Below are 12,326 nucleotides of genomic sequence, written 5' to 3' on the forward strand. Positions count from 1 at the left end.
GCGGCTACGCCGCCGGGGCCTGGTGGTAGACCGAGTGCCACACCTCGTTGCGGATGCGCGCGAACTCCGGCGACAGCCGCATCTCCTCGGTGCGCGGGTAGGGCAGGTCCACGTCGATGCCCCGGTGGACCCGGCCGGGCCTGGCGGCCATGACGACGACGCGGTTGGCCAGGTAGACGGCCTCGTCCACGTCGTGGGTGATGAACATGACCGTGCGGCGCTCCTGGCTCCACGTGTCCAGGAGCTGGTCCTGGAGCTGGACGCGGGTGAGCGCGTCGAGGGCGCCGAACGGCTCGTCCATGAGCAGCACCTTCGGGTTGACCGCGTAGGCGCGGGCGATGGCGCAGCGCTGCTTCATGCCGCCGGACAGCGTCTTGGGCAGCGCGTCGGCGAAGTCGGTGAGGCCGACCAGGTCGATGGCCCGCTGGGCGCGTTCGCGGCGCTCCTCGGCGGGGATGGGGGCCAGGTCCAGCCCGAACTCGACGTTCTTGCGCACGGTGAGCCAGGGGAAGAGCGCGTACTGCTGGAAGATGACGCCGCGGTCGGGGCCGGGGCCGGCGACCGGGGCGCCGTCGAGCAGGATCTCGCCGTCTCCGGGCTCGACCAGGCCGGCGGCCATGCTCATCAGCGTGCTCTTGCCGCAGCCCGACGGGCCGACGACGGTGACGAACTCCTGGTCGGCGATGTCCAGGTCGACGCGGTCGAGGGCGAGGAAGTCGGTGTCCTTGAGCGCGAACGTCTTCGACACGCCGCGGAAGGAGATCTTGGTGGTCATCGGCGTTCCTGCCATCCGGTGAGGCGGCGTTCGGCGAGCTGGAGCAGCCGGTCCATCAGCAGGCCGAGCACGCCGATGCTGATCAGCCCGACGAAGATGGTGGGCAGGTCGTAGTAGAGCTGGGCCTGCTGCATGCGGTAGCCGAGGCCCTCCTGGGCGGCGATGAGCTCGGCGGCCACCAGCGTGCCCCAGGCGGCGCCGAGGCCGACGCGCATGCCGACGATGATGAACGGCGTGGAGGCGGGCACCACGACCTTGAGGAAGATGACCCGGTCGGAGGCGCCGAGCACGCGGGCGGCGTTGATGAGCGTCTTGTCGACGTCCATCACGCCCTGGAACGTCGCCACGACGCTCGACAGGAACGCGGCCAGGAAGATGACGAAGACCTTCGGCGTCTCGCCGATGCCCATGAGCAGGATGGCCAGCGGGATGATGGCCAGCGGCGGGATCGTGCGGAAGAACTGCACGTAGGGCTCGATGAGGGCGCGGGCGGTGGCGTACCAGCCCATCAGGAAGCCGACCGGGACGGCCAGCGCGGTGCCGAGCGCGAAGCCGGTGAAGACGCGGCGCAGGCTGGCGAGCAGGTCGGCGGTGAGCGTGCCGTCGGCGATCAGCTCGGCGCCGCGCACGGCGACGTCGACGGGGCCGGTGAGGCCCTGGATGCCGGAGGCCGACAGGCCGGTCCAGGCGGCGAGTCCGGCCGCGACGGCGACCACGTTCAGGACGATCCCGCGGGCGGGCCGCTTGGCGCGGCGGCGGCGGGGAGCGGGCGGGTCGCCGGGTCTCTGGGTGACGCTCAGTGCGGTCATGGCTGGGGTGCCTCCATGCCCGACAGTGTGCTGATGTCCGGATATTTTCGTCAATAGGTAGGCAAAAATAGCCGATGATTGTTCCGCTCCGCCGCAGGTCGGACACGGGCGCGGTCAGCCGCAGGCTCGGGTTTTGATCCGTAGCCCGTACAAAAAAGGTGGGTCAGGCGGGCCTGAGGTGGGCCGGGATCGACGGCTCCTCGTGCAGCAGGAGCGCGATCGCGCCCATGGCCGAGGCGTTCACGCCGAGGTCGGCCTGCGTCACCCGGATCTCGCGCGGCGACCTGGGCAGGGCCAGGTGGCCGATCGCCTCGCGGATCGGGTCGAGCACCAGGCTGCCCAGCCCGGCCAGCTCGCCGCCCACGACGACCAGCGCCGGGTCGAGCTGCGTCACGGTGTCGGCCAGCACGCGGCCCAGGTCGCGGGCCGCCGACGAGACGACCTCGCACGCCACCGTGGCCCGGTCCTGGGCGGCGGCGACGAGCGCGTCGAGGCCGTCGAGCGGGACGCCGCGCGCCGCGCACGCGTCGAGCAGCGCCTGGCCGCCGATCCTGCCCTCCAGGCAGCCGCGCCCGCCGCAGTGACAGGGCGGCCCCGACGGGTCGAGCGAGACGTGGCCGAGCTCGCCGCTCGCGCCGTGGGCGCCGCGCAGCAGCCTGCCGCCCGCGACGAAGCCGCCGCCCACGCCCACGGACCAGCGCACGTAGACGACGTCGCGCACGGACCTGGCCGCGCCCCAGGTGGCCTCGGCCAGCGCCGCCAGCCTGGCGTTGTTGTCGACCGCCACCCGCACGCCGAACTCGTCGGCGATGCGGCGCGCCAGCGGCTGGTGACCCGCGGGACCGGGATCGCCGTCGACGACGCCCACCAGGCCGAGCCCGACCGCCTCAAGGGCGCCCAGCCGCACGCCGCGCTCCTCGGCCACCTGCCGGACCAGGCCGATCGCCGCCTCCGCCAGCGCGAGCGGCGCCGCGTCCTCGGGAAGGTCGCGGGCCGCGGTGGTGACGACCTGGTGCGCGGCGTTGGCGATCGCCAGGCGGATGCGGCCCCGGCCCAGGTCGAGGCCGAGCAGCAGACCGGCGGCGGGGTTGAGCGCCACGAGCGACGCCGGACGGCCGCGCCCGCGCGGCTCGCCGGGCGCCGGCTCGGTCTCGACGGCGGCCCCGCGCTCGATCAGATCGGAGATGATCGTGAACAGCGTCGTACGTGACAGCCCGGTGCGCTCGGTGAGCTGGGCCCGGCTCAGCGCGCCCGAGGAGCGCAGCGCGGACAGGACGGCGTCCTCGTGCACCCGGCGGAGCCGCTGGAGCGCGTCAGTGGGGCTCGACATGGGACCATGATGGGTCGAGGTCGAAATTTGTCAACTTCCCGGGTTAATTAGCGGCGCCCTTGTAGAGGTCGGCCGTGAAGTACGTGGCCGGGTCCGGCGACTGCGGCAGCTTGCCCATCGTGACGAAGATGTCCGCCAGCCCCTTGTACCAACCGGCCACCGACCCGTCCGCGGTCAGCTTGTCCAGCTCGGCCGTCGGCACGATCCTGGTCACCGCCGAGGCGCCCTTGAACTGCTCCGCCGGGGCCTTCAGGAACGTCGCCGTCAGCGTCTCGGCCTCGGCCGTGTTGGCCGCCACCCAGTCGTTGCCCTCGCGCAGCACCTTGAGCACCTTGGTCACGGTCGCCGCGTCCTCGGCCACCAGCTCGTTGCGGGCCACGAAGGAGCTGGGGAAGCTGAGCTTGGGGTAGTAGTCCTCGCTCTTGGTCAGCTCGATCAGGTCGGGCACGTTCTTCTTGATGGTGTCGATCAGCGGGTACCAGATGGCGGCCGCGTCGATCTGCTTGGCGCTGAAGGCCGACACGACCGTGCTCGGGTCCATGTTGACCTTCTGCACGTCCTTGCCGGTCAGCCCGGCCTCCTTGAGCGCCAGCTCCAGGATCATGTCGCCGGAGGTGCCCTCGGGGACGCCGATCTTCTTGCCCTTCAGCCCGGCGACCGAGGTGACGCCGGAGTCCGCGTGGGTGATCAGCCGGTCGGCCTGGCCCAGCATGTTCGGTGCGATGATCTTGGCTTTGCCGCTGGCCGGGAGCCAGGTGGCGCCCGAGCCGATGTAGCCGAAGTCGATGTCGCCCGAGCCGAGCGCCTGGATCTGCAGCGGCCCGTTGGTGAACACCTTCAGCTCGGGCTCCAGGCCGTGCTTGGCCCACAGCCCCTGCTTGTCGGCGGCGGCGAGCACGGCGGCGCCCGCGAAGTCGGCGATGTAGCCGAACCTGACGGTTCGCGCGCCGTCCTCGGAGGAGGAGCCGCACGCGGCCACGGGAAGGACGAGGGCGAGCGCTGCCGTGAAGGCCGCCAGCCTGCGAGGAAGCCTCATCGGAGGTCCTTTCTCAGGAATGGGTTACGGGGGGTGGACGGCGGCACTCAGGCCACCTCGTCGGCGACGCCGTCGACGTCGGGGGCGCGGCCCCCGCCGATGTCGGCCATGTAGCTCATCCAGCTGGAGGCGGGGTCGCCGCGGCGCAGCAGTTCGCGGTAGAGCCGCACGGTCAGGTCACGCCGGACCGCCGCGTAGGCGGGCGCGGTGTAGACGTTGCGCAACTCGTGCGGATCGCTGTCCAGGTCGTACAGCTCGTGCACGCTCTCCGGGTTGAACACCAGCTTGTGGCGGCGGTCCCGGATCATGCGCTGGGAGTAGGGGAAGTGGTGGCCGTGGAACTCGGTGACCACCTGCGGCCGGGGATCGGGCTCGCCCTCGACGAGCGGGAGCAGGCTGCTGCCGTCGCAGGGCTCCTGCGGTGGCAGCCCGGCCAGGGCGAGGATCGTCGGGTTGAGATCGATCAGCGTGGCGAACTCGTCCACCACCCGCGCCCCGGCCCCCGGCACCCGGACGATGCCGGGGACGCGGTAGATGTCCTCGTACATCGCCGGGCCCTTGTCGTTGAGCCGGTGCGCGCCGGTGAACTCGCCGTGGTCGGCGGTGAACATCACCGCGGTGTCGTCCCAGAGCCCGTGCTCGCGCAGCGCGGCGGTCAGGCGCCCGATCTGGTCGTCGATCATCGTGACGTAGCCCCAGTAGACCGCGATCAGCTTGCGCCAGGCGTCGGCGTCGAAGTGGTCGGCCGACCAGTATTCGGAGTAGCGGCGCTGCACGTCGGGCTTGCCGTCGAAGGTCTCGGCCATCGACTCCGGCAGCGGCACCAGCGCGGGATCGTAGAGGTCGTAGTACTCGTCCGGGATCAGGTACGGCAGGTGCGGGCCGAACCAGTGGCAGGAGAGCACGAACGGCCTGCCGTCGCGGTGGAAGTCGCGCGCGTAGTCCGCCAGCAGCTCCAGCGTCCGGTCGGTGAGGTACGCCTCGATCGTCGCCTCGGGCGGCTGCCGCAGGCGGCCGGCGATGAGGTGGCCGCGGCCGGAGCCGTTCTCTGCGCGGCCGAAGACCGCCTGCTCCACGGCGAACGGCGGGTGGCCGCGCTCCTTGAGCCACCGCTCGTAGGAGGGGTGGTGGAACGGGTTGAGCGCGCCCGGCAGGTGCTCGCCGTCCATGCCGTAGAACTCCGGGCCCCGCTCGCGGCCGATGTGCCACTTGCCGACGTGCCCCAGGTTGTAGCCGGCGGCCCGCAGCGGCGCGGCCATGACGGGGTGCTCGTCGGCCACCTCGTCGCGGGCGCCGCCGTTGCGCTCCGGGTTGACCAGCAGGCCGTGCCGGAACGGGTGCAGCCCGGTGAACAGCGACGCCCGCGCGGGGGTGCAGATCGCGGTGGGGGTGTAGAAGCGGTCGAACCGGGTGCCTTCCGCGGCCAGGCCGTCCAGCGCCGGGGTGCGGACCAGCGGGTTGCCATAGCAGCCGAGGGTGTCCACCCGGTGCTGGTCGGTCATCAGGAACAGGACGTTGCGTGGGGTGGTCACTCGTTCTCCGTTCGGAAGGGGGTGGGCGGCTCGTCGTGGAGGAGGAGGGCGATGGCGCCCATCGCGGACGCCCTGGCGCCCAGGTCGGCGGGGACGACCTCGACGGTGCTCGGGGTGCGGGGCAGGGCCAGGCGGGAGATCGACTCGCGGATCGGGCCGAGCACGAGGCTGCCCAGCGCGGCGAGCTCGCCGCCGACGACGACCCGCTCGGGGTCGAGCTGGACCACCGCGTCGGCCAGCACCCGCCCGAGGTCGGCGGCGGCGGCGGAGATCACCTCGCACACGGCGGGCACCCGGTCGCGGGCGGCGGCCACCAGCGCGTCGAGGCCGTCGAGCCGGACGCCGCCGGCGGCGCAGGCGTCGAGCAGCGCCTGCGCGCCGATGCGCGGCTCCAGGCAGCCCCGCGAGCCGCAGTGGCAGGGCGGCCCGGCTGGGTCGAGCGAGATGTGGCCGAGTTCGCCGGCGGCGCCGGTCGCGCCCCGCACGAGCCGGCCGCCGACGAGGAAGCCGCCGCCCACCCCGACCGACCAGCGCGCGTACACGATGTCGCGGGCCGGCCTGGCCGCGCCCCAGGTGCTCTCGGCCAGCGCGGCCAGCCTGGCGTTGTTGTCGACGGCGACGCGCACGCCGAACTCGCGCGACAGCCGGTCCTTGACGGGCGCGTAGCGGGCGGGCGGCAGCGCGGGGTCGCCGGCGCCGCCGATCAGGCCGACGCCGATGGCCTCCAGGGCGTCCAGGCGCACGCCGCGCTCGCCGCTGACCTGCTTGACCAGCCGCACCGCTGCCTCGGCCTGCTCCAGTACGTCGGCGCCCTCGGGGACGTCGGCCATGCCGGTGGCGACGATCTGGTGCGACAGGTTGGCGACGGCCAGGTGGATGCGCCTTCTGGCCAGGTCGAGGCCGATGAGCTGGCCCGCTCCGGGGTTGAGCGTGACGAGCGAGGCGGGCCGGCCGCGCCCGCGCCGGGCCGTCGCTGGGGCCTCGGTCTCGACGACCGAGGCCCGCTCGATCATCTCCGAAATGATCGTGAACAGCGTGGTGCGGGACAGGCCGGTGATCCGGATCAGGTCGGTACGGCTCAGCGCACCCGACGAGCGCAGGGCGTCGAGGACGGCGTCCTCGTGGGCACGGCGGAGCCGTTGCAGCGCGTCGGTCGGCTTGGGCATGCGGCCATGATGGGGTCCCGCCCGCATTAAGTGCAAATCTTCGGACTAAATATGTGCCCATATGCCTGGACCGAGGGTCCTGGCTTGGGCGGGATCGCCTATTAATGTGGAGAGTCTTGACGTAATTGGGTGAGGCGGCTCACACTCTGGGCTACCGAAAGGAGCCTCATGCCCCCCACCCGTCCCGGCCGCCGCCTCACGACGGCGCTGACAGCCGCGCTCGCGGCCACGCTGCTCGCGGCCCCCGCCCAGGCCGCCGCCCAGGCCACCCCAGCCAACCTGGCCCTCGCGGGCGCCGCCTCCGCCTCCAGCGTCGAGCTCGACCGCGCCGACTTCGCTGCCGCGCACGTCAACGACGGCGACACCGCCACCCGCTGGTCGTCGAAGTACCAGGACGACAACTGGGTCCAGGTCAAGCTCGCCCAGCCGGCCACCGTCGACCACGTCAAGCTGACCTGGCCCAACGCCTGCGCCCGCGACTTCGTGCTGCAGACCTCCGCGGACGGCGCGTCGTGGACCGACGTGGCCTCGGTGCGGCGCGACACCTGCCCGCGGACCGACGTCATCGAGGTGCGCTCCGCCGGGCCGGTCGCTTACGTGCGCATGCAGGGACGCCAGCGCTGGTCGAGCTACGGGTACTCGATCTCCGAGTTCGAGATCTGGGACGCGCCGCCCGCTCCGCCCGCGCCCACGCTCGGCCTGCTGCCCAAGCCGGTGTCCGTCGAGGAGGCCGGCGGCGAGCCGTTCGCGCTGCACCGGAACACCCGCGTGCTCGCCTCCGGCGCCGCCGCCCAGGCCCCCGCCGAGTATCTGGCCCGCGCGCTGCGCCCGGCCACCGGCTACCGGCTGCCCGTCGTCCGCAACGGCCGGGGCCCCGCGCCCATCCTCGTCGAGGTCGGCGACGGCAAGGGCCCGCAGGGCCACGAGGCCGAGGGCTACACGCTCACCGTCACGCCCCGGCAGGTCACGCTGCGCGCCTCGACGGCCGCCGGCGCGCTCAACGGCGTCCAGACCCTGCGCCAGCTCCTGCCGCAGTGGATCGAATCGGACACCCCCGTCGCCGCGGCCTGGACGATCCCCGCGGTGACGATCACCGACCACCCGCGCTTCGCGCACCGCGGCATGATGCTCGACGTCGCCCGCAGCTTCTACCCGGTCAGCGAGGTCAAGACCTACATCGACGCCGCCGCCCAGTTCAAGGTCAACCGGCTGCACCTGCACCTGACCGACGACCAGGGCTGGCGCATCGCCGTGGACCAGCCGGCGGACAACCCCTCCGGCATCGACTACGGCCTGCTCACCGAGGTCAGCGGCGCCACCGCGATGACCGACCGGGGCACCGAGCCGGGCATCACCGGCTTCTACACCAAGGCCGACTACACCGAGATCATCCGCTACGCGGCCGAGAACGGCATGACCGTCATCCCCGAGATCGACATGCCCGGCCACACGAACGCCGCCCTGCACTCCATCCCGCAGCTCAACACCCCGGGCGCGCGGCCCCAGCTCCAGCCCGGCCAGACCACCGTCCCGCACAACGGCACGGGCGCGGTCGGCTACTCCTCCTTCGACGCGGACAGCCCGGTCACGTACGAGTTCGTCAAGCACGTGCTCACCGAGATCGCCGAGCTGACCCCCGGCCCCTACCTGCACATCGGCGGCGACGAGGCGCACGTCACCAGCCACGCCGACTACACCAGGATGGTCGACGCGTTCACCAAGGAGGTCGCGGCGCTCGGCAAGACCGTCGCCGGCTGGAACGAGTACGCCGGCACCGCGCTGCCGCAGGACAACGCCGTCGTCCAGTTCTGGAACGGCAACCGCCAGGCCGTGGCGAACGCCGTCAACGGCCGGGGCGCCAAGGTCGTCCTGTCACCGGCGCCGCACACGTACGTGCCGCAGAAGCAGGACCTTCGCCAGCCGCAGGGCGGCACCTGGGCGTGCGGCGGCGCGTGCGGCCTGGACCGGCACTACAACTGGGACCCGGGCGCCTACATTCCCGGCATCCAGGAGAGCAGCGTGCTGGGCGTGGAGACGGCGCTGTGGGGCGAGTTCATCCGCCGCGTCGGCCAGGCGCAGTACTACAGCTTCCCCCGGCTGATCGCCACGGCCGAGGCCGGCTGGACGCCGCAGGCGCAGCGCGACTACACCGACTTCCGCACCCGCCTGTCCGAGGCCGGCGGCAGGCTCACCGTCCAGGGGACGAACTTCTTCCCCACGGCCGACGTGGCCTGGCGGACGGAAGCGCTGGCCGAGCCGGTGACCGTCGCCGCCGGGCAGCCGTCCGGCGCGACCTGGACCGTCACCGCCCCCGGCCGCGCCGCCGCCGACCTGAAGGCGGGCGTCGTGTGGAGCGACGGGCGGCAGGAGGACGTCACGCTGACGACCACCCGCGAGGCCAGCATCCCCGACATGCGGATCAACGCCGCGTTCACCGCGACCTCGGCCCGCGCCTTCGACGAGCCGGGGACCTACACGGGCACGCTCTCGGTCCGCGTGCCAGGTGAGGCGCCGGTCGAGGCACGGGTGACGGTGACCGTCCGCTGAGCACCTCCGAGGGGCCCCGCGCCGGGCCCCTCGGAGCAGTGCATATGACCGTCTACGCTGGCAGTTGTGATGCTCCGATACTTCACTCTGGATCGATGATGGCAACGCCGAAACGGACGGTGCCCGAGAGGCCGGTGTTCGACTACGCCCCGGCGCCCGAGTCGCGCGACATCGTCGATCTCAAGTCCTCCTACGGGCTGTTCATCGACGGCGAGTTCGTGGACGGTTCAGGGCCGTCCTTCAAGACGGTCAACCCGGCCACGGAGGAGAAGCTGGCGGAGGTCGCCACGGCCTCCGCCGACGACGTCGACCGCGCGGTGCGGGCCGCGCGCAAGGCGTTCGACGGCTGGAGCGCGCTGCCCGGCTCCGAGCGCGCCAAATACCTGTTCCGCATCGCCCGCATCGTCCAGGAGCGCGCCAGAGAGCTGGCCGTGCTGGAATCCCTCGACAACGGCAAGCCGATCCGCGAGTCACGCGACGTGGACCTGCCGCTGGTGGCGGCGCACTTCTTCTACTACGCGGGCTGGGCCGACAAGCTCGGCTACGCCGGGTTCGGCCCCGACCCCCGGCCGCTGGGCGTGGCCGGGCAGGTCATCCCGTGGAACTTCCCGCTGCTCATGCTCGCCTGGAAGATCGCGCCCGCGCTGGCGTGCGGCAACACGGTCGTGCTCAAGCCGGCCGAGACGACGCCGCTGACCGCGCTGCTGTTCGCGGAGATCTGCCGGCAGGCCGAGCTGCCGCCCGGCGTCGTCAACATCGTCACCGGCGCGGGCGAGACCGGCTCCGCCGTCGTCTCCCACCCCGACGTCGCCAAGGTCGCCTTCACCGGCTCCACCGAGGTCGGCCGGCTCATCGCCAGGTCCGTCGCCGGCACCGGCAAGAAGCTCACGCTGGAGCTGGGCGGCAAGGCCGCCAACATCGTCTTCGACGACGCCGCGCTCGACCAGGCCGTCGAGGGCATCGTCAACGGCATCTTCTTCAACCAGGGCCACGTGTGCTGCGCGGGCTCGCGGCTGCTCGTCCAGGAGTCGATCCAGGAGGAGCTCCTGGCCGCGCTCAAGCGCAGGCTCGGCACGCTGCGGCTGGGCGACCCGCTCGACAAGAACACCGACATCGGCGCGATCAACTCCGCCGACCAGCTCGCCAAGATCCGCCGCCTGTCCGACCTGGGCGAGTCCGAGGGCGCCGAGCGCTGGTCGCCCGCGTGCGAGCTGCCCGACAAGGGCTTCTGGTTCCCGCCGACGCTGTTCACCGGCGTCGCGCAGTCCCACCGGATCGCGCGCGAGGAGATCTTCGGCCCGGTCCTGTCCGTGCTCACCTTCCGGACTCCGGCCGAGGCCGTCGAGAAGGCCAACAACACCCCGTACGGCCTGTCCGCCGGCATCTGGACGGAGAAAGGGTCGCGCATCCTGTGGATGGCCGACCGGCTCCGCGCGGGAGTGGTGTGGGCCAACACCTTCAACCGGTTCGACCCGACCTCGCCGTTCGGCGGCTACAAGGAGTCGGGCTACGGACGCGAGGGCGGCCTGCTCGGGCTGGAGGCCTACCTTGACGTGTGAGCACCGGAGCCGCCGCCGCAGGGCCCGTCGCGCCCTGGCCACCCGCGGCCATGCCTTCGCCCGCGCCGGGCGTCCCGTGCGCACCGGCTGGTACGCCCACCGCTGCGGCGTGAGCCGGTGCGGCCAGGTGTTCGTGCCGGTCGAGATGTCCCAGGAGATCATGTGGAGGGGGCGCGGCGATGAGTAGGTTGGCCGTCCGCAAGACCTACAAGCTGTTCATCGGCGGGGCGTTCCCGCGCTCGGAGAGTGGGAGGTCCTATCCCGTGACCTCGCCCAAGGGCGACTTCCTCGCCAACGCCTCGCGCGCGTCACGCAAGGACGCCAGGGACGCGGTGTCGGCCGCCCGCAAGGCGTTCCCCGGCTGGTCGGGGGCCACCGCCTACAACCGGGGCCAGATCCTCTACCGGATCGCCGAGATGCTGGAGGGCCGCCGTGCCCAGTTCGCCGACGAGCTCGGCGGCGGGCGGAAGGCCGCGCTGGAGACCGTCGACGCGGCCGTGGACCGGCTCGTCTGGTACGCCGGGTGGTCGGACAAGATCAGCTCGGTGCACGGCACCGCCAACCCGGTCGCGGGCCCGTACTTCAACCTGTCGTCGCCGGAGCCCACCGGGGTGGTCGCGGTCGTCGCGCCCGCCGACCCGCTGCTCGGGCTGGTGTCGGTGGTGGCGCCGGTCATCGTGACCGGTAACACGTGCGTGGTCGTCGCCTCCGAGCCGGCCCCGCTGCCGGCGATCACGCTGGCCGAGGTGCTGGCCACGTCCGACCTGCCGGGCGGGGTGGTCAACATCCTCACCGGGCACCAGGCGGAGATCGCGCCCTGGCTGGCCGCGCACATGGACGTCAACGGCCTGGACCTGACCGGCGTGGCCGAGCCGGAGCTGGCGCTGCGCTGCGAGCAGGAGGCGGCGGAGAACCTCAAGCGCGTCCTGCGCCCCCGGGCCGAGGACTGGCGCGGTGACCCGGGGCTGGGGCGGATGACCCGTTTCCTGGAGACGAAGACCGTCTGGCACCCGCTGGGCGTCTGACGCTCGTCGGGCCGGCCTGGCGTCATCAGGACAGGCCGGGCGGGCGGATCGGCGGATGGGCCGCCTGGAGCTGGGCGGCCAGGCCGAGCAGGTGCGGTTCGCCGCCCGGCGGGGCGACGAGCTGGACCCCGATCGGCAGGCCGCTGGAGTGGGTGGCGACGGGCACGGTCATGGCGGGCCAGCCGCACATGTTCCACGGGCCGGTCGCGGGCGCGTACCCGACGTTGGCCAGCACGTTGCGGACCAGGCCGCGCCTGCCCCAGCGGTCGGCGCGCGGCGGGATCGCGGCGAGGGCCGGCATGACCAGCACGTCGGCGTCGCCGAACCAGCGGTCGGCGCCGTAGCCGGCCCAGCGGTCGCGGCCGCGGCGGCCGTCCAGGCCGAGCCTGGCCAGCACCCGGCCGGCGCGGGCCAGCGCCCGGGTGCGGCGCTCCAGCCGCCGCCGGTCGGCCGCCGTGGCGGCGACGGCCCGCACGGTGTCGGCGGCGCGGCAGAGCCAGGTGGCGACCGTGGCCGGGCCCAGCCAGGCCGGCAGGCGGCGGGCGGC

Annotated in this window: 11 protein-coding genes; 4 read left to right on the forward strand and 7 right to left on the reverse strand. The window is 72.8% G+C overall.

Annotated features, from left to right (window positions below; genetic code table 11):
• Positions 1–4: 4 nt before the first annotated feature.
• From KME80_RS39610 to KME80_RS39635, 6 genes are all read right to left on the reverse strand, one after another.
• Positions 5–775, reverse strand: coding sequence for an ABC transporter ATP-binding protein (locus KME80_RS39610; RefSeq protein ID WP_219514455.1), 771 nt, complete (start codon positions 773–775; stop codon positions 5–7).
• Positions 772–1,584, reverse strand: coding sequence for an ABC transporter permease (locus KME80_RS39615; RefSeq protein ID WP_219514456.1), 813 nt, complete (start codon positions 1,582–1,584; stop codon positions 772–774). Before KME80_RS39615 ends, KME80_RS39610 begins: the two co-directional genes overlap by 4 nt.
• A 163-nt stretch (positions 1,585–1,747) precedes the next feature.
• Positions 1,748–2,914: an ROK family transcriptional regulator gene (locus KME80_RS39620; protein WP_219514465.1), complete on the reverse strand. Its 1,167-nt coding sequence runs from the start codon at positions 2,912–2,914 to the stop codon at positions 1,748–1,750.
• Positions 2,915–2,957: 43 nt separating this feature from the next.
• Complete coding sequence (locus KME80_RS39625; RefSeq protein WP_219514467.1) at positions 2,958–3,950, reverse strand: aliphatic sulfonate ABC transporter substrate-binding protein; 993 nt, start codon at positions 3,948–3,950, stop codon at positions 2,958–2,960.
• A 47-nt stretch (positions 3,951–3,997) separates the two neighbouring features.
• Positions 3,998–5,482: a sulfatase family protein gene (locus KME80_RS39630; protein WP_308126115.1), complete on the reverse strand. Its 1,485-nt coding sequence runs from the start codon at positions 5,480–5,482 to the stop codon at positions 3,998–4,000.
• Positions 5,479–6,648 (reverse strand): ROK family transcriptional regulator, encoded by a 1,170-nt coding sequence (locus tag KME80_RS39635; RefSeq protein ID WP_219514469.1) that lies wholly within the window; start codon positions 6,646–6,648, stop codon positions 5,479–5,481. Before KME80_RS39635 ends, KME80_RS39630 begins: the two co-directional genes overlap by 4 nt.
• Positions 6,649–6,816: 168 nt before the next feature.
• On the opposite strand from KME80_RS39635, the gene KME80_RS39640 reads away from it, so the two are divergent.
• The 4 genes from KME80_RS39640 (at position 6,817) to KME80_RS39655 (ending at position 11,779) form a co-directional block, all read left to right on the forward strand.
• Entirely contained in the window at positions 6,817–9,195 is a 2,379-nt protein-coding gene (locus tag KME80_RS39640) for a family 20 glycosylhydrolase (RefSeq protein ID WP_219514471.1), read from the forward strand.
• Positions 9,196–9,293: 98 nt separating this feature from the next.
• A complete protein-coding gene (locus tag KME80_RS39645; RefSeq protein ID WP_219514487.1) occupies positions 9,294–10,754 on the forward strand; it encodes an aldehyde dehydrogenase family protein in 1,461 nt (486 codons plus the stop codon).
• Positions 10,744–10,941 carry a hypothetical protein gene (locus tag KME80_RS39650; RefSeq protein ID WP_219514479.1) on the forward strand — a complete coding sequence of 66 codons (198 nt, stop codon included), beginning with the start codon at positions 10,744–10,746 and terminating at the stop codon, positions 10,939–10,941. The genes KME80_RS39645 and KME80_RS39650 overlap by 11 nt, the downstream gene beginning before the upstream one ends.
• Positions 10,934–11,779, forward strand: coding sequence for an aldehyde dehydrogenase family protein (locus KME80_RS39655; protein WP_219514481.1), 846 nt, complete (start codon positions 10,934–10,936; stop codon positions 11,777–11,779). Before KME80_RS39650 ends, KME80_RS39655 begins: the two co-directional genes overlap by 8 nt.
• Positions 11,780–11,804: 25 nt before the next feature.
• On the opposite strand, the gene KME80_RS39660 is transcribed toward KME80_RS39655, so the two are convergent.
• Positions 11,805–12,326, reverse strand: a 522-nt coding sequence (locus tag KME80_RS39660; protein ID WP_246646507.1) for an amidase family protein, incomplete at its 5' end; no start/stop codon positions are given.

The organism is Nonomuraea ceibae, assembly GCF_019396325.1.
GTDB lineage: Bacteria > Actinomycetota > Actinomycetes > Streptosporangiales > Streptosporangiaceae > Nonomuraea > Nonomuraea ceibae.

Excerpts from the sequence above, each read along its gene's own strand:
- KME80_RS39655 (WP_219514481.1), top strand. The coding sequence starts at position 10,934 with ATGAGTAGGTTGGCCGTCCGCAAGACCTACAAGCTGTTCATCGGCGGG.
- KME80_RS39645 (WP_219514487.1), top strand. The coding sequence starts at position 9,294 with ATGGCAACGCCGAAACGGACGGTGCCCGAGAGGCCGGTGTTCGACTAC.
- KME80_RS39625 (WP_219514467.1), bottom strand. The coding sequence starts at position 3,950 with ATGAGGCTTCCTCGCAGGCTGGCGGCCTTCACGGCAGCGCTCGCCCTC.
- KME80_RS39610 (WP_219514455.1), bottom strand. The coding sequence starts at position 775 with ATGACCACCAAGATCTCCTTCCGCGGCGTGTCGAAGACGTTCGCGCTC.
- KME80_RS39635 (WP_219514469.1), bottom strand. The coding sequence starts at position 6,648 with ATGCCCAAGCCGACCGACGCGCTGCAACGGCTCCGCCGTGCCCACGAG.
- KME80_RS39620 (WP_219514465.1), bottom strand. The coding sequence starts at position 2,914 with ATGTCGAGCCCCACTGACGCGCTCCAGCGGCTCCGCCGGGTGCACGAG.
- KME80_RS39640 (WP_219514471.1), top strand. The coding sequence starts at position 6,817 with ATGCCCCCCACCCGTCCCGGCCGCCGCCTCACGACGGCGCTGACAGCC.
- KME80_RS39615 (WP_219514456.1), bottom strand. The coding sequence starts at position 1,584 with ATGACCGCACTGAGCGTCACCCAGAGACCCGGCGACCCGCCCGCTCCC.